Source organism: Acidovorax sp. A1169 (genome assembly GCF_030704685.1).
In the GTDB taxonomy this organism is placed as follows: Bacteria; Pseudomonadota; Gammaproteobacteria; order Burkholderiales; family Burkholderiaceae_C; genus Acidovorax.
The window spans coordinates 267385-283151 of sequence record NZ_JAUZDX010000004.1 but is presented as its reverse complement, the minus strand read 5'-3'; the positions used below and the strand labels follow the sequence as shown (position 1 = coordinate 283151).

14 protein-coding genes are annotated in these 15767 nt (G+C 68.4%); 2 read left to right on the top strand and 12 right to left on the bottom strand.

The genetic code is table 11. The features are described from left to right. Window positions 1-7 precede the first annotated feature (7 nt). The 7 genes from QYL93_RS09740 to QYL93_RS09710 all read right to left on the bottom strand — a co-directional run bounded on the left by QYL93_RS09740 (window position 8) and on the right by QYL93_RS09710 (window position 6601). Window positions 8-643 carry a TRAP transporter small permease gene (locus QYL93_RS09740; protein WP_305743462.1) on the bottom strand — a complete coding sequence of 212 codons (636 nt, stop codon included), beginning with the start codon at window positions 641-643 and terminating at the stop codon, window positions 8-10. A gap of 142 nt (window positions 644-785) precedes the next feature. Further along, a complete protein-coding gene (locus QYL93_RS09735; protein ID WP_305743461.1) occupies window positions 786-2102 on the bottom strand; it encodes an FAD/NAD(P)-binding oxidoreductase in 1317 nt (438 codons plus the stop codon). Continuing rightward, on the bottom strand, window positions 2099-2362 hold the full coding sequence (locus QYL93_RS09730; RefSeq protein ID WP_305743460.1) for a (2Fe-2S)-binding protein: 264 nt from the start codon (window positions 2360-2362) through the stop codon (window positions 2099-2101). The genes QYL93_RS09735 and QYL93_RS09730 overlap by 4 nt, the downstream gene beginning before the upstream one ends. Then, window positions 2359-3477, bottom strand: a complete 1119-nt coding sequence (locus tag QYL93_RS09725) for an FAD-binding oxidoreductase (protein WP_305743459.1) — start codon at window positions 3475-3477, stop codon at window positions 2359-2361. The genes QYL93_RS09730 and QYL93_RS09725 overlap by 4 nt, the downstream gene beginning before the upstream one ends. Window positions 3478-3491: 14 nt before the next feature. Continuing rightward, on the bottom strand, window positions 3492-4430 hold the full coding sequence (locus tag QYL93_RS09720; RefSeq protein WP_305743533.1) for a 4-hydroxyproline epimerase: 939 nt from the start codon (window positions 4428-4430) through the stop codon (window positions 3492-3494). 81 nt (window positions 4431-4511) lie between these two features. Further along, entirely contained in the window at window positions 4512-5627 is a 1116-nt protein-coding gene (locus QYL93_RS09715) for a branched-chain amino acid ABC transporter substrate-binding protein (RefSeq protein WP_305743532.1), read from the bottom strand. 59 nt (window positions 5628-5686) lie between these two features. Next, complete coding sequence (locus tag QYL93_RS09710; RefSeq protein WP_305743458.1) at window positions 5687-6601, bottom strand: dihydrodipicolinate synthase family protein; 915 nt, start codon at window positions 6599-6601, stop codon at window positions 5687-5689. A gap of 484 nt (window positions 6602-7085) precedes the next feature. Here QYL93_RS09710 and alaS point away from each other — a divergent pair, with 484 nt between their 5' ends. Together alaS and QYL93_RS09700 are read left to right on the top strand one after the other, a co-directional pair. Then, window positions 7086-9719, top strand: coding sequence for an alanine--tRNA ligase (gene alaS / locus QYL93_RS09705; RefSeq protein ID WP_305743457.1), 2634 nt, complete (start codon window positions 7086-7088; stop codon window positions 9717-9719). Between the two features lie 22 nt (window positions 9720-9741). After that, window positions 9742-10680, top strand: a complete 939-nt coding sequence (locus QYL93_RS09700; protein WP_305743456.1) for a dienelactone hydrolase family protein — start codon at window positions 9742-9744, stop codon at window positions 10678-10680. 34 nt (window positions 10681-10714) lie between these two features. Here QYL93_RS09700 and QYL93_RS09695 read toward each other — a convergent pair whose 3' ends face one another. The 5 genes from QYL93_RS09695 to QYL93_RS09675 form a co-directional block, all read right to left on the bottom strand. Then, window positions 10715-11758 carry a GGDEF domain-containing protein gene (locus QYL93_RS09695; protein ID WP_305743455.1) on the bottom strand — a complete coding sequence of 348 codons (1044 nt, stop codon included), beginning with the start codon at window positions 11756-11758 and terminating at the stop codon, window positions 10715-10717. Window positions 11759-11794: 36 nt separating this feature from the next. Further along, window positions 11795-12598 (bottom strand): tRNA (guanosine(46)-N7)-methyltransferase TrmB, encoded by an 804-nt coding sequence (trmB, locus tag QYL93_RS09690; RefSeq protein WP_305743454.1) that lies wholly within the window; start codon window positions 12596-12598, stop codon window positions 11795-11797. Beyond that, window positions 12556-13497, bottom strand: a complete 942-nt coding sequence (gluQRS, locus tag QYL93_RS09685) for a tRNA glutamyl-Q(34) synthetase GluQRS (RefSeq protein ID WP_305743453.1) — start codon at window positions 13495-13497, stop codon at window positions 12556-12558. Before gluQRS ends, trmB begins: the two co-directional genes overlap by 43 nt. Then, window positions 13494-14651 carry an NAD(P)/FAD-dependent oxidoreductase gene (locus QYL93_RS09680; RefSeq protein ID WP_305743452.1) on the bottom strand — a complete coding sequence of 386 codons (1158 nt, stop codon included), beginning with the start codon at window positions 14649-14651 and terminating at the stop codon, window positions 13494-13496. Before QYL93_RS09680 ends, gluQRS begins: the two co-directional genes overlap by 4 nt. Window positions 14652-14726: 75 nt before the next feature. Further along, complete coding sequence (locus QYL93_RS09675; RefSeq protein WP_057269757.1) at window positions 14727-15665, bottom strand: LysR family transcriptional regulator; 939 nt, start codon at window positions 15663-15665, stop codon at window positions 14727-14729. Window positions 15666-15767: the final 102 nt, after the last annotated feature.

Here is a 15767-nt window from a genome sequence, read left to right as displayed (position 1 = left end):
GGAGTCTTCAGTTCACGGCGTCGGCGTTGACCACGTCGAAGCCCGGGTGCGTGCGCCGCTCGGCCGCACCCAGGTCTTCGAGCAGGTTGGCCAGCGCATGCACGCTGAAGGTGGCCGAGAAGATCGGCAGGATCAGCTGCAGCACCCAGGTGGGCCAGTTGAGCGTCTGCGTGCGCTCGGTATAGAGAAAATTGAAGCTCTCGGCCGCGTACTCCCTGGCGTCGAAGCCATAGCGCGCGATGCCGATCGGGTCCATCCACTGCCAGCACATCCACAGCATGGCCGCGCCGAACAGCAGTACGCACGCCGTGGCCACGCCTTTGATGGCCTTCGCGGCGCGCGCGCCCAACTGGTCCGTGAGCATGGTCACGGCAAAGTCCATGCGCAGCCGCGTCATGACCGAGGCGCCCACAAAGGTCAGCCAGACCACCGTATACACCGCCGCCTCGTCGATCCAGTAGATGGGCATGCCGCTGTAGCGCGTCACCACGTTGAGCAGGATCAGCGCCACCAGCAGGGTCATGAGGGCGGTGAGCAGGTGGCGCTCCATGCGCAGCAGCCAACTGGAGAAGTCCAGCAACCAGCGGATGGGGGCGCGTGGTGGCGCCACGGGAGGGGTGGCAGAGGTGGAAGCGGATGGCATGGTGGGTGGCTCTGTTGGAGTGGTTATGGAGGAGGGATCGACGGCACCAAAATAAATATCTTCTTAATATATGTAGAAGCAAGATGAGTGCCCGTGCCAGAAGGCGCGAACGCCCTGATCGGGTGCTTCCTGCAGCGGGGGCTCAGCCGGAGGGGGCGTCGTCGCCAGCCGCCGCCAGTGTGGCGATGCGTGCCGGTGCCAGCAGATGGCGCGGCGGCGCCGGCGTCCAGCCGAACAGGTGCTGCGTGGCGGCGCTGCAGATGCGCCCTTGGCAGGCACCCATGCCGCAGCGCGTGTGCAGCTTGGCGTCGACCCAGCCGGTGCGGTCTGCCAGTTCGGCGTGCGACACGTCCTCGCAGCGGCACACCAGGGTGTTGGGCCGGGCCAGGGTCTTGAGTGATTCGTTCAGTGCGAAGGACTGCTGCAGGGCCTGGGCAAAGCCTTCCCAGCGGCGCAGCGTGGTCTGCAGCGCGTGCACCGGGGTGGTGTTGCCTGTAGCGGCATGGCCGGCGATGGCGCCCTGGGCCAGTGCACGCTCGCTGCCGCCAAAGCCGGTGCACTCGCCAGCGGCATAGACCCCGGCCACGCTGGTGCACATCTGTGCATTGACCTGCAGGCCCAGGCCGCCACTCAAAGGGCCGCCCAGGGCGCAGCCCAGCAGCTGTCCCAGGTGCGTGTTGGGCGCCAGGCCAAAGCCGCAGGCCAGGCGCTCGCAGGCAATGGTTTCTTCGCCACGCCCCGCGCGCAGGCGCACGGACTGCACCTGGCCGCCACCGGTGGCTTCGAGCACATGGCTGCCTGCGCGAAGTTGCGGGTGCAGCAGCGTGAATGCCTGCACGGCCTTGGCGGGCCAGCGCGACAGCTGCGTGGCAAAGCCTGCGAGCGCACGCCAACGGGCCTGCTCGGCCACCCGCACCACCTGGGCGCCGGCCTGGGTGGCTGTGGCTGCGGCGGCCAGCAGCAGTGGGCCTGTGCCCGCGATCACGATGCGCTGGCCCCGCACCGGCAGCCCGGCCTTGATGAGGGCCTGCAGGGCGCCTGCACCGGTGACGCCCGGCAGCGTCCAGCCCGGAAACGGCAGCAGCAGTTCGCGCGCACCGTTGCACAGCACGATGCGGTGGCTGTGCTGGGTCCAGCCCCGGCCGGCGTCTTCGAGCAGCAGTGCCGGGGCATGGTCGGCCCGTTGCCGCTCGCCCAGGCCCACCACGCGCGTGCCGCACAGCAGCCGGATGTTGGCGTGCCGCGCCAGCGCCTCGCGGTGCTTGCGGGCCAGGGGCGGCAGCGTGGCACCGGGGCCGTCGCGCCAGATCTGGCCGCCGGCTGCGGGGTTGTCGTCCACGATGGTGATGGCCGCGCCGCTGGGCGCTGCGGCCAATGCGGCGGCCATGCCTGCAGGGCCGGCACCGACGATGAGGATGTCGCAGTGCGCGTGCGCCTGCATGGGGCCGGGTGTGTTCATGGGCATGGCCTGCCGGTATCGGTGTGGACCTGCATGCCCTCGGTGCACACGGTCTGGCAGGCCAGGCGCGTGCGGCCGTCGATGCGCACCCGGCACTCGTGGCACACGCCCATGCCGCACAGCGGTGCGCGCGGCTGGCCGGTGACGGAAGTGCGAGTTCTCCCGGGCGGTACTTGGGCCAGGGCTGCGGCCACGCTGGTGCCCGGGGCCACCTGCAGGGGCGTGCCATCGGCGTGGATCCGTACCGTAGGGGCAGTCATGCAATCAGGCTCCCGGAAAAGCGCTCGGGCGAGTAGGGGGTGGGATCAAGCGGCAGCGCGGCGCCCGTGATCTGCGCAGCCAGCAGCTGGGCCGTGGCCGGCGCCGTGGTCACGCCCAGGCCCTCATGCCCCACGGCCAGCCACAGGTCGCTGTGGTGCGGGTGGCGGCCGATGATCGGCAGGCCGTCGGGCGTGGCCGCGCGAAAGCCGGTCCAGGTGCGGATGGCGTTGAGCTCGGCCAGCCCCGGAACGTAATCGAGCGCACGGCGCAGCATGCGCGCCAGCACGGCGTTGTCGATGGCAGGGTCGGTGGTGTCGAACTGGCGCGACGAGCCGATGAGCAGTTGCCCCGTGGGCCGCGGCTGCAGGTTGAAGGCGACCGAGGTGCCGTCGCTCTGGTGGGCGTTGGTGATGTAGCCCAGCTCCACCAGTTGGTGGCGCACCGTGCCCGGGTAGCGGTCGGTGATGGCCAGGTGCCCCTTCTTGGGGCGTATCGGCAGGCCCGGGCACAGTTCGGTCGCGTGGATGCCCGCGGCCAGCAGCACGGCGCCGCTCTCGCGCACGCTGCCGTCGGACAGGTGCACGCGCCGGCCCTCGATGCGTGCCACCTGGGCATGCTCGACGGGGATGGGGCTGGCCGCGTGCGCCAGCAGCCATTGTGCGGCATTGGGGGCATAGACCACGCTGTCGCCACCGACCTTGAGCGCGCCGTGCAGGCCGGTGCGCAGCGCGGGCTCCAGCCGGGCCAGCGTGGGGGCGTCCAGCAGCTCGCAGGCGATGCCGTGCGCGCGCAGGCCGGCGGCCTTGGCCTCGGCGCCGGCCATTTCCTCGGCATTGGCCGCGATCCAGAGCGTGCCGCAGTTGGCGTACGCGCAGCCGGGCAGATCGGCATTCATGCGCGGGCCCCAGGCGTGCCATTGGTCGAGCGAGGCCTGACTCAGGGCCAGCTCGGCCGCGTTGTCGTCCATCACCACCAGGTGGCCCATGCCGGCCTGCGTGGCGCCGCCGCGGCGCGCATCGATCACCCGCACCGACAACCCGGCGTTGGCCAGCAGGTGGGCGCAGGCGGCACCCACCATGCCGGCACCGATGACGATCACATCCGCAGCTTGCATGGGGTGGCTGGGGCTTAGAGGCGGATGCCCCAGGCAAAGGGGTCGTCCTGCGCGATCAGCAGCGTGGCCTCGGCACTCATGTGGGCTGTACCGCGCAGGGTGGGGATGATCCGGCCGGGCGTGGCATCGGGCTCATAGCGCGCCTCGAAGCTGCTGCCGATGATGCTGGCCTGGCGCCACACCTGGCCGGGCTGCAGCTTGCCGTCGGCCGCCAGGCAGGCCAGCTTGGCGCTGGTGCCGGTGCCGCAGGGCGAGCGGTCGTAGGCGCCGCCGGGGCAGAGCACGAAGTTGCGGCTGTCGGCCACCTTGTCGTCGGAAAACAGCTCGATGTGGTCGATCTCGCCGCCGTTGTCGCCGCGGATGCCCTGGTCCTTGAGGGCCTGCTGCACGGCGCTGGTGTAGGCGGTCAGCGCCTGCAGGTTGTCGCTGGTAACGCGCTGGCCATGCGCGCTCATCAGAAAGAACCAGTTGCCGCCCCAGGCCACGTCGCCCGTGACGGTGCCTATGCCCGGTACCTCAAGCGACAGGCCCTGGTGCAGCCGGTAGGCGGGCACGTTGCGCACGCTGACCGATCCATCCGCGTGCAGGGTGGTCATCACCGTGCCCACGGGCGTCTCGATGCCGTGCTCGCCGGGCTGAATGCGCCCGAGGTAGGCCAGCGAGGCCACCAGGCCGATGGTGCCGTGGCCGCACATGCCCAGGTAGCCGGTGTTGTTGAAGAAGACCACGCCCGCCGCATTCGCCGGGTCCTGCGGCGCGCACAGCAGCGCGCCCACGATCACGTCGTTGCCACGCGGCTCCAGCACCGTGGCCGCGCGCCAGGCATCGTGCTGGCTGGCCAGCAGGGCGCGGCGCTCGGCCATGCTGCCCGTGCCCAGGTCGGGGAAACCGCCCACCACCAGGCGCGTGGGTTCACCCCCGGTGTGGGAGTCGAGGATCTGTATGCGTTGCATGGCACTGTCGTGGGTCATGGTGGGTCGCGTAGGTTGGGGTGCGAGGATCGTAGCGGGAGCCCCGCCGAGATCTCAGCAGTGTCAGTAACTGGCCAGTGGCACGGGGGCGGCGTTCCTGAACGTCAGCACCGTGATGGGCGCCTGCTTGAGGTTGCCCTTGTCGTCGTAGGCATAGGTACCCGCCACGCCCTGGTGGCTCAGCTGGCCCATCTGCGCGCCCACCTTGGCAGGTTCCACGGACTGCGCCTTCTGCATGGCCTCGGCCATGAACATCACCTGGTCGTAGTACGAGGCCGCATAGGCATCGGCATCCAGCTTGAAGCGCGCCTTGTACTTGGCCTTGAAGGCTGGGCCGCTGGCGGCCTTGTCGAGCATGGTGCCGCCCTGGGCGCAGAACACGGTGTCGTTGACGGCCTCGCCGCCGAGCTTGCCGACCTCGGGGCTGCACAGCGTGTCGCCGCCCAGGAGCTTGGCCGAGATGCCCAGTTGCTTCATCTGCCGCGCCATGGGCGCCGCCTGCGGCGCATAGCCACCAAAGAAGATGGCCTGCGGTTGCTTGCCCTTGAGGCTGGTGAGGATGGACAGGAAATCGGTGGACTTGTCGGTGGTGAACTCCTGGCCGACCACGGTGAGGCCCTGCTTCTTCGCCTCCTTGGTGAACTGGTCGGCCACGCCCTGGCCGAAGGCGGTGCGGTCGTCGATCACCGCCACCTGCTTGACCTTGAGCACCTGGGCGGCATACACGGCCATGTTCGAGCCGATCTGGGTGTCGCTGGCGATGATGCGAAACAGGTTCTTGTAGCCGCCCTCGGTGACCTTGGGGTTGGTGCCCACGGTGGAGACCATGGCCCCGCCGTCGCTGTAGACGCGCGAGGCGGGGATGGCCACGCCCGAGCAGTACGGCCCCATGACGAACCTGACGCCGCTGTCCACCAGCTTCTGCGCCACGCTCACGCCGGTGCGGGCGTCGCACTGGTCGTCCTCGGACACCAGTTCGAACTTGATCGTCTTGCCCCCCACCACGATCTTCTTCGCATTCAGTTCCTCGACGGCCAGGCGCACGCCGTTCTCGTTGTCCTTGCCCGCGAACGCATTCGGGCCCGACAGCGGGCCGCTGTGGCCGATCTTGACGACCTGCTCCTGCGCGAATGTCGGTGCAGACAGCAGCACGAGGGCTGCCAGCGCCGAGGGGGTCATGAGTCTGGATGTCATGGGAAGCCTTTGAGAAGAGGAGGGGAGTGGGGGAAGGCGGGCTGTCAGGCGACCGACCGGTACTCGGTGGGGCGCGTGTCCAGCGCCTTCTTCACGACGCGCTCGATGAAGGCACGTTCCTCACCGATCAGCGGCAGGCGCGGGCGGCGCATGTGCTCGGTGCCCACGCCCACCAGCACGTCGATGAGCTTGAGGTTCTGCACCAGCTTGGTCGATACGTCGAGGTGCAGCATGGGGGTCATCCACTGGTAGAGCTTCAGGGCTTCGGCGAAGCGGCCGGCCTTCATCAGGTCGTACAGCGCCACGGTCTCGCGCGGGAAGGCGCAGCCCACGCCGGCCAGCAGGCCGTCGCAGCCCAGTGCCAGGCCTTCGTAGGCCAGGTCGTCCACCCCCAGGAAGAGCTGGTAGCGGTCGCCCACGGTGTTGCGCAGGTCGGTGATGCGGCGGATGTTGTCCGTGCTTTCCTTGATGGCGGCGATCCACTCGCAGTCGGCCAGCTCCAGCATGTGCTCTGGCTTGAGGTCCACGCGGTAGGCCACGGGGTTGTTGTAGACCATGAGCGGCTTTTGCGCCACCTTGGCCATGGCGCGCACATTGGCCATGGCTTCGCGCGCATCGGCCACGTAGATCACCGAGGGCATCACCATGTAGCCGGCCACGCCAAGCTTGTTGCCGCCGTCGATGTAGCGCAGCGCTTCGCGGGTGCTGGTCTCCGACACGTTGGCCAGTACGGGAACGCGGCCGTCGGCGGCTTCCAGTGCGATCTTCGCGACCTGCAGCTTTTCTTCCAGCGTGAGGGTGCTGGCCTCGCCCAGCGAGCCGCAGGTCACGAGGCCGTGTATGCCGTTGCGGATCTGGAAGTCGATGTGGCGCGCCGTGCCCTCGGCATCGATGCTCTCATCGGCGTGGAACTTGGTGGTGATGGCGGGGAAGATGCCTTGCCAGCGGGGATTGCTCATGGGGTGAACTCCTGGGGAAGAAAGAAGGAAGGAACGAAGGGGGTGAAGGAAAGCAGTGGCTGGGATGGATTGGTGTCGTTGTTAAATATATTAAGAAAATATTTGAAATATCTTGCGAGGGTATTTAGCAGCTTGCGTGCCAGCCGAATTTGCGCTTGGATGGGCTGCATCCGGGTTTTCGGGGGCTGAAGAGGACCTGCCAGGGGGCTTTATGCATCGTTGTTGGGCGCAGTGGCACTGCAATAGGGCACGCACTGGGTGCGGCCGGATGTGAAGGCCCCCAGACCCGCAACTCCGTCGCGACAGTGCTGCAGGGCCCCTTGCCAGCCGCGTTCGATGCATTCAAGTGCAGTGTCTCTACAGGCCGCAAGCCGTTTCAGCTTGCTGCCTCGATAGAATCTGTGGTTATCTCCAAAAAATGGGGTTGCCGCGCCCTGCGCGAGCGGCCCATCATTCGTTCCAGGCCCGTTGCCCCTTTTCGCCCATGACCAACAACACCACGCCTTCGATCTCGGTTGCAGACATCCGCAAGTCCTTCCTGGACTTTTTCGCCTCCAAGGGCCACACCATCGTGGCCTCGAGCTCGCTGGTGCCGGGCAACGACCCGACGCTGATGTTCACCAACTCCGGCATGGTGCAGTTCAAGGACGTGTTCCTGGGCACGGACAAGCGCCCCTACAACCGCGCGGTATCGGTGCAGGCCTGCCTGCGCGCCGGCGGCAAGCACAACGACCTGGAGAACGTGGGCTACACCGCGCGCCACCACACCTTCTTCGAGATGCTGGGCAACTGGAGCTTTGGCGACTATTTCAAGCGCGAGTCGCTGCACTGGGCCTGGGAGCTGCTGACCACCGTGTACAAGCTGCCGCCCGAGCGCCTGCTGGCCACCGTCTACCAGGAGGACGACGAGGCCTACGACATCTGGACCAAGGAGATCGGCCTGCCGCCCGAGCGCGTGATCCGCATCGGCGACAACAAGGGCGGCCGCTATAAGTCCGACAACTTCTGGATGATGGCCGACACCGGCCCCTGCGGCCCCTGCAGCGAGATCTTCTACGACCACGGCGACCACATCCCCGGCGGCCCCCCGGGCAGCCCCGATGAAGACGGCGACCGCTTCATCGAGATCTGGAACAACGTGTTCATGCAGTTCGACATGGCCGAAGACGGCTCGGTCAGCCCGCTGCCCGCGCCCTGCGTGGACACCGGCATGGGCCTGGAGCGCCTGGCCGCCATCCTGCAGCACGTGCACAGCAATTACGAGATCGACCTGTTCGACGCACTGATCAAGGCCGCCGGCCGCGAGACCGGCGTGGCCGACCTTAACAACAAGAGCCTGCGCGTGATCGCCGACCACATCCGCGCCACCGCCTTCCTGGTGAGCGACGGTGTGATCCCCAGCAACGAAGGCCGCGGCTACGTGCAGCGCCGCATCGTGCGCCGCGCCATCCGCCACGGCTACAAGCTGGGCAAGAAGACCCCGTTCTTCCACAAGCTGGTGGCCGAACTGGTGCGCGTGATGGGCGACGCCTACCCCAAGCTGCGCGAGCAGGAGCAGCGCATCACCGAGGTCCTCAAGGCCGAGGAAGAGCGCTTCTTCGAGACCCTGGCCAACGGCATGGAAATCCTGGACACGGCCCTGGCCGGTGATGCCAAGGTGCTGCCCGGCGACGTGGCCTTCAAGCTGCATGACACCTACGGCTTCCCGCTGGACCTGACCAACGACGTCTGCCGCGAGCGCGACGTCGAGGTGGACGAGGCAGGCTTTCGGGTCGCCATGGAAGAGCAAAAGCGCAAGGCCCGCGCGGCCGGCAAGTTCAAGATGGACAAGGCGCTGGAGTACACCGGCGATGTGAACCGCTTCACGGGCTACGAGCAACTGGCCGAGACCGCCAAGATCACCGCCATCTACGTCGATGGCACCAGCACCGCCGCCCTCAAGGCCGGCCAGAACGGCGTGGTGGTGCTCGACACCACCCCCTTCTACGCTGAAAGCGGCGGCCAGGTGGGCGACGAAGGCAACATCACCAGCGGCTCGGCGCGTTTTTCGGTGGGTGACACGCTCAAGATCAAGGCCGATGTGTACGGCCACCACGGCACGCTCGAAGAGGGCACGCTGAACGTGGGCGACACCGTGCAGGCGGAGGTCAACACGGCTGTGCGCGCGGCCACGGTGCGCAACCACTCGGCCACCCACCTGATGCACAAGGCCCTGCGCGAAGTGCTGGGCACGCATGTGCAGCAAAAGGGGAGCCTGGTGAACGCCGAGCGCACGCGCTTCGACTTTGCCCACAACGCCCCCGTGACCGACGCCCAGGTGCGCGAGATCGAGCGCCTGGTGAACGAGGAAGTGCTGGCCAATGTGCCCACGCAGGCGCGCGTGATGGACATCGAATCGGCTCAGAAGACCGGCGCCATGATGCTCTTTGGCGAGAAGTACGGCGAGACCGTGCGCGTGCTCGATATCGGCACCAGCCGCGAGCTGTGCGGCGGCACGCATGTGCAGCGCACGGGCGATATCGGCCTGTTCAAGGTGGTGGCCGAAGGCGGCGTGGCTGCGGGCGTGCGCCGCATCGAGGCGGTGACCGGCACCAACGCGCTGGCTTACCTGCAGCAGCTCGAAGACACGGTGAACCAGGCAGCCGGCACCTTCAAGACCCCGGTGGCCGAGCTCAACCACCGCATCGGCCAGACCCTGGATAGCGTGAAGGCGCTGGAAAAGGAAATCGCGGCCTTGAAGGGCAAGCTGGCGTCGAGCCAGGGCGATGAGCTGGTGGGCCAGGCGGTGGACGTGAACGGCATCAAGGTGCTGGCTGCGGCCTTGCCCGGTGCCGACGCCAAGACCCTGCGCGACACCATGGACAAGCTGAAAGACAAGCTCAAGACCGCTGCCATCGTGCTGGCCGCCGTCGATGGCGACAAGGTGCAGATCGCCGCGGGCGTGACGGCCGACAGCATCGGCAAGGTCAAGGCTGGCGAGCTGGTCAACTTCGTGGCCCAGCAGGTCGGCGGCAAGGGCGGCGGCAAGCCCGACATGGCCATGGCCGGTGGCACTAACGCGGCCGGCGTGCCTGCCGCGCTGGCCAGTGTCGAGGCCTGGGTGCGCGAGCGCGCCTGAGGTTGATCGGCAGGTACACCGGATGGACCTGCCTGTGCTGATCTTCAAGCCGGGCCGGTGCCTGCTCGCCATGGCTTTGGGGCTATGGGCGGCCTGTGCCTCAGGCGCCCCTTCGGATGCCGTCGAGCGCGTGCAGTTCCAGGCGCCTGCCGGTGACTCGGGTGGCACGGTGACCCTGCAGGCCTGGTGGTACCGCCCGCCCGTAGCACTGGCCCCGGCCACCGGCAAGGACACCAGGCCCCTGCCTGCCGTGGTCATGCTGCACGGCTGCGGCGGCATGCTCAACCGGCGCGGCCAGCCAGCCGAGCGCATGCGTGAGTACGCCGACCTGCTCAACCAGCAGGGTTGGCATGCGCTGGCCGTGGATTCGCTGACACCGCGCGGCGAAAAGGAGTTGTGCACCCAGCGCGTGGGCACGCGCAAAATCACCCAGAACGACCGCCGCCGCGATGCGCTGGCCGCCCTGCAGTGGCTGGCCGCCCAGCCGGGTGTGGACGGCCAGCGGCTGGCGCTGCTGGGCTGGTCGCACGGCGGCAGTGCCGTGCTGGCCGCCAGCAACCTGCGCCATGCCGACGTGGCGGCGGCAAAGGTGCTGCCCCGCCTTGCCGTGGCGTTCTACCCCGGCTGTGGCTCCGACCTGCGCGGCGGCTACCGGCCGGCGACCGACACGCTGATGCTGGTCGGCAAGGCCGACGATTGGACCCCCGCCGCACCCTGCCAGGCCCTGGCTGCGCCGCGCGGCACACCACGCGACGATATCCCGGGCAGCCGCGAGGTGCGGGTGGTGGCCTACGAAGGCGCCTACCATGGCTTCGATGGCACCGTGCCCTTGCGCCTGCGCACCGACGTGCCCAACGGGGTGTACCCGGGGCAGGGCGTGCATGTGGGTGGCCACCCGGTGGCGCGCGAGCAGTCGCGCAAGGAGTTGCGGGCCGCCCTGGGCAAGGCGTTCAGCCGCTGACCAGCACAAAGGCCTGCTGTAGGCCCTCGGCGGGTCAGAACAGCTCTACATCGTCGTTGGAGACCTTGGCCGTGAGGTGCCCGCCTGCGATCAGGTCTTCGTAGAAGCAGACCTGATTGCGGCCGTGCTCCTTGGCGTAATACAGCGCCTGATCGGCCTGGCCCAGAATTTCGACCGGCGAGCCACGCGAGGTGCCCACGAAACCCAGGCTCACCGTCACGCGGCCCACCTGCGGAAAGTCGTACTCCTGCACGGTCTCGCGGAAGCGGTTGAACACCTTGTGCGCCCGTGCCAGCGTGATGTTGCGCAGCAGCACCACGAACTCCTCGCCACCAAAGCGGAAGATGCGGTCGTGCGAGCGGAACGAGGTGCGCAGGATGTTGGCGATCAGGATCAGCACCTCATCGCCGTAGAGGTGGCCGAAGCGGTCGTTGACCAGCTTGAAGTGGTCGATGTCCACCACGGCCAGCCAGTTCTGCGCGGGCTCGCTGTCGGAGGCCACTTCTTCGGTGACCAGCGCTTCTGCGCTTTGCGGGCGGTTGCTGCTCAGGCCGCTGGCGGTGCGGGAGAACTGCTCGTCGAAGGTCTTGCGGTTGAACAGGCCGGTCAGCGCGTCGCGCTCGCTGTAGTCCAGCAGGTTCTGGTAGTTCTGGTAGACCAGGAACACGCCCTTGATGACCTCGAGCTTGTGGGCAGAGAACGGCCGCGACTGCGTGATCTCCAGGCAGGTGCTGACCTTCTCGTGCATCCATACCGGCAGCCACAGCGTATGGCGCCCGGGGCGGTGCGAAAGCGCGCTGTCGCCCTGGCTCTTCACGCATTCGCACAGCTCGGGGTACTGCTCCAGCAGTTCGCGCCGGGGGTCGGCGGCAGCCTCGGAGTCGGTGGAGACCAGTTGCCCGTCCTCCACCCAGGTGCGTGGGCGCACATGGGCCACACCCTTGTCGGTGAACAGCTCCAGCGCCCGGACCGCCTTGATGCCGCTGAGTTTTTGCAGGGTGGAGAGCACCGACACCTCCAGCCGCAGGTGGTCGCGGTGGCCGGTCATTTCAACCAGGTGTTGCAGGATGGGCTTCATAGGCGCGGTGATGGCGGTCGTCCGGTGGAGGGGGCGCTAATTGCGTCGCACAAACACAATATCCCACACACCATGCCCGAGGCGCAGGCCGCGGTTCTCGAACTTGGTCAGTGGGCGGTAGTCCGGCTGCGGCGCAAAGCCGCTGGCGGTGTTGGCCAGCAGGGGCTCGGCACCCAGCACCTGCAGCATCTGTTCGGCGTAGGGTTGCCAGTCGGTGGCGCAATGCAGGTAGCCGCCGGGCTTGAGCCGGGCGGCCAGCTTGGCCACCAGCGGCGACTGGATCAGCCGGCGCTTGTTGTGCTTGGTCTTGTGCCAGGGGTCGGGAAAGAAAATGTGCACGCCATCGAGGCTGGCCGGTGCCAGCATGTGGTCGATGACTTCCACGGCATCGTGCTGCAGGATGCGGATGTTGCCGATCTCCTGCTCGCCGATGCGCTTGAGCAGGGCACCCACACCGGGCTCGTGCACCTCGCAGCACAGAAAGTTGTCATCGGGGCGCACACGCGCAATGTGGGCTGTGGCTTCGCCCATGCCAAAGCCGATCTCCAGGATCAGCGGGGCCGTGCGGCCAAAGGCGGCAGCGGCGTCGAGCGGCGCGGCGGTGTAGGGCAGCACGAAGCGCGGGCCCAGGTCTTCGAAGGCCTTGGCCTGGCCCGTGGTGGTGCGCCCGGCGCGGCGCACAAAGCTCTTGATGGTCTTGGGGTGGGCAACGCCAGCGGGCGCGGTGTTGCCGACTTGGGGGCCCCTGGCGGCGGGCGCCGCACTGTCGGGGGCGGGGGAAAGGGATGGCAGTTCGGTCACGATGGGCCATTGTAGTTTCTGAACCACGCCTTGGCCCATTGCGCCAGCGCATCCCCCGTGCAAGTGTTGTGCGGATGTGCCAGCGCAGGCAGCCCCAGGGCCTGTGCCGCCTGGGCCAGGGCCTGCAGGGGATCGTGCAGGTCCAGGGCCTGGGCGCCATTCTGCTTGGAGAGTTTCTCCCCGTTGTCGCCACGGACCAGGGGGGTATGCAGGTACTGCGGCGTGGGTGCGCCCAGGGCGTGCTGCAGAAGGATCTGGCGCGGGGTGTTGTCGGCCAGATCCTCCCCACGAACGATGTGGGTAATGCCCTGGGCCGCGTCATCCACCACCACGGCCAGTTGGTAGGCCCACAGGCCGTCGGCGCGGCGCAGCACGAAGTCGCCGATCTCGCCCGCCACCTCTTGTCGCTGTTCACCCAGGCGCCTGTCGTTCCAGCGCGTGGGCAAGAGGCCTTCGGGCACCCGAAACCGCCACGACCGGCCGCCCCGCCCATTCAGGCCATGGCGGCAGGTGCCGGGATAGGGCAGGGCCGCATGGCGCTCGCGCGCATGGCCGAGCGCGAGCTGCGCCTCCTCGATGTCCTTGCGTGAGCAGGCGCAGGGGTAGGCCGCGCCTTCGGCCACCAGGCGATCCAGTGCCTGCTGGTAGAAGGCACCGCGCGCGGACTGCCACAGCGGCGGCTCGTCGGGCACCAGCCCGCAGGCGGCCAGCTGCTGCAGGATGATCTCGCCCGCGCCCGAGATGCAGCGCGGGGTGTCGACATCCTCGATGCGCACCAGCCAGCGTCCGCCGTGCCCGCCGTTGAAGGCCCGAGCGTCGAGCCAACTGGCCAGGGCGGCAACCAGCGAGCCTGCATGCAGGGGCCCTGTCGGCGACGGCGCAAAGCGGCCGATGTAGCCGGACCCGGGGCCCTGCACAGGGTCCTCGCCTTCTTTCATGCCACGGCCAGGGCCAGCTCCAGTCCGGACACGAAGGCATCTTCCAGGCGGTGGCCCAGGCACCAGTCGCCGCAGGCACCGAGGCCCAGCTGGGCGTCCCACAGGTGGCTGCGGCCCAGGGGGTGGGTGGTCTGGGCATAGCGCCAGCGCTGGGTCTGGGCGTGCGCGGGTTGCGCGCGGATGCCGGTCACTTCGGCAAAGGCCTTGATCAGCTTGGCCTGCACGCGCTCGGCATCGTCTTCGAGGTGCTCGGCCGACCAGGCGGGGCTGGCCTGCACGGTCCAGCGCTCCACGCTGGGGCGGCCGGGCTTGGAGGATTCCCGGGCCAGCCAGGCAATGCGGTGGTGCGTGCTGCGCGCGGCATTCCACTGCGGGCCCAGGGTGGTCAGGCCCGGGCGCACGGCCTGCGGATAGGCCAGCATCAGCGTCCAGCAGGGGGCGATGGCAACGCTGGACAGGGCCGCTGACAGGCTGCTGTCGATGGCCGAGGTGGACAGCAGGGCCTGCGCGGGCGTGGCGGGCTGGGCCAGCAGCACGGCGTCGAAGCCGGCGTACACGTGGTGGCCGCCGTCGGGCCCTTCGGTGCGCAACTGCCAGCCGGGGGCGTTCAAGGCGTCATGCTCGATGCGCGTGACGCGGGTGTCGGTGATCAGCCGGCCGGCCTGGGCCAGCGGTTCGGCCCAGGTGGCCACCAGCGATTGCATGCCGGGGCTGGCGACCCAGTGGGCTTCGCGCGTGGGCAGGCCGGCGGCGGTCACGCGGCCGGCAGCATCGAGCACGCGCACGGAATTGGCGCTCCAGCGCTTGCACACGCCGGGCACGGTGTCGATGGCGCGCGCAAAACGCGCATCGCGCACGGTGAAGTACTGCACACCGGCATCGAAGCCGCCAAAGGGTGAGTCGATGGTGGTGGTGCGCCCGCCAGCGGCGGAGGATTTCTCGAAGACGGTGACCTGGTGGCCCGCCTGCACCAGGGTGCGGGCGCAGGCAATGCCGGCCATGCCGGCGCCGATGATGGCGAAGTGCCGGGGGGCCTTGGCACTGCCGGCGGGTTGGCGGGTGGAGGGGGTTGTCGTCGTGGTCGCCGCAGCAGCCACAGGGCTGGATGCAGGGCGTCGGGGCCGTTTGGCAGGGCGAGAAACAGGTTTGCTCATGGGAGGCCTTTCGGGAACGGTTGGCAGGAAAACTCCGACACCGACCACTCTACACGCCCCGCGCAGGGCTGCGCATCAGAAATGATGGTGGTTTTCCAGCAGTGCGCGGCGTGTGGCGGGGCTTTGCAGCTGGTTGAGCCACCACTGCAGCGCGCGGCCGGGCGCGGTGAAGCCTGGGCCTCCCCAGGCGTAGTGGATGGGCACGCGGCGTTCGGGCCGCGCCACCTTGCGTGTCACCAGCCGGCCGGCTTCGAGGTAGGGGCGCACCATGGGTTCGGGCAGAAAGCCGCCGCCCAGGCCGCGCAACTGGGCGCGCACCTTGGCCTGCATGGTGTCCACCGTGAGCACGTCCTGCCCGCCCAGCAGGCCCATGGTGGCGCCGCCGCGCAGGGCCGAGTCGGCCACTGCCACCGCGCGGTGCTGCAAAAGGGTGGCATCGGTGATGGGCTCGGGCACCGAGGCCAGTGCATGGTGCGGCGCCACGACGTAGATGAACAGCAGGTCGCCCAGCGTGGCCTGCTGCAGGCCTGCGACGCTGGATCCTGCAATGGTGACGCCGATGGCTAGGTCCGCCCGGCCCGAGGTCAGGGCCTCCAGCGTACCGGTCATGATGCCGTCGCGCAGCTTCAAGCGGGTGGGGGGCGCCATGGCGTAGAACGCATCCACCAGCTCCATCATGGTGTGCGGGGAAATGGCACCATCGACCGAGATCGTGAGCTGCGGCTCCCAGCCCGTGGCCACGCGGCGCACGCGGTGGGCCACGGCGTCGATGTCCTGCAGCAGCCGCGCGCCCTCGCGCAACAGCTCCACGCCGGCCTCGGTGGGGCGGGCCTGGCGCGCGCTGCGGTCAAAGAGCAGCACGTCCAGCGCATCCTCGATCTGGCGCACGCGGTAGGTCAGCGCGCTGGGTACCAGGCCCAACTGGCGCGCTGCGGCCGCAAAGCTGCCGGCCTCGGCGATCACCTGCAGCATGGCCAGGCTGTCGGGGGTCAGCACATCGCGTGGGTTTTGCATGGTGGTGCCATGGTAGTTCAATTTTTTTGAATCGTGCCATCAATGCGCCAGCGCCCGGAACAGGGTGCACGGGCCTAAAGTTGCGTCTTGAAAGGGCTACAC

Coding starts and splice junctions, on each gene's coding strand:
- QYL93_RS09710 (WP_305743458.1), bottom strand. CDS start 6,601: ATGAGCAATCCCCGCTGGCAAGGCATCTTCCCCGCCATCACCACCAAG.
- alaS (WP_305743457.1), top strand. CDS start 7,086: ATGACCAACAACACCACGCCTTCGATCTCGGTTGCAGACATCCGCAAG.
- QYL93_RS09675 (WP_057269757.1), bottom strand. CDS start 15,665: ATGCAAAACCCACGCGATGTGCTGACCCCCGACAGCCTGGCCATGCTG.
- QYL93_RS09695 (WP_305743455.1), bottom strand. CDS start 11,758: ATGAAGCCCATCCTGCAACACCTGGTTGAAATGACCGGCCACCGCGAC.
- QYL93_RS09740 (WP_305743462.1), bottom strand. CDS start 643: ATGCCATCCGCTTCCACCTCTGCCACCCCTCCCGTGGCGCCACCACGC.
- QYL93_RS09680 (WP_305743452.1), bottom strand. CDS start 14,651: ATGAGCAAACCTGTTTCTCGCCCTGCCAAACGGCCCCGACGCCCTGCA.
- trmB (WP_305743454.1), bottom strand. CDS start 12,598: ATGGGCCAAGGCGTGGTTCAGAAACTACAATGGCCCATCGTGACCGAA.
- QYL93_RS09720 (WP_305743533.1), bottom strand. CDS start 4,430: ATGCAACGCATACAGATCCTCGACTCCCACACCGGGGGTGAACCCACG.
- QYL93_RS09700 (WP_305743456.1), top strand. CDS start 9,742: ATGGACCTGCCTGTGCTGATCTTCAAGCCGGGCCGGTGCCTGCTCGCC.
- QYL93_RS09715 (WP_305743532.1), bottom strand. CDS start 5,627: ATGACCCCCTCGGCGCTGGCAGCCCTCGTGCTGCTGTCTGCACCGACA.
- QYL93_RS09735 (WP_305743461.1), bottom strand. CDS start 2,102: ATGAACACACCCGGCCCCATGCAGGCGCACGCGCACTGCGACATCCTC.
- QYL93_RS09730 (WP_305743460.1), bottom strand. CDS start 2,362: ATGACTGCCCCTACGGTACGGATCCACGCCGATGGCACGCCCCTGCAG.
- QYL93_RS09725 (WP_305743459.1), bottom strand. CDS start 3,477: ATGCAAGCTGCGGATGTGATCGTCATCGGTGCCGGCATGGTGGGTGCC.
- gluQRS (WP_305743453.1), bottom strand. CDS start 13,497: ATGAAAGAAGGCGAGGACCCTGTGCAGGGCCCCGGGTCCGGCTACATC.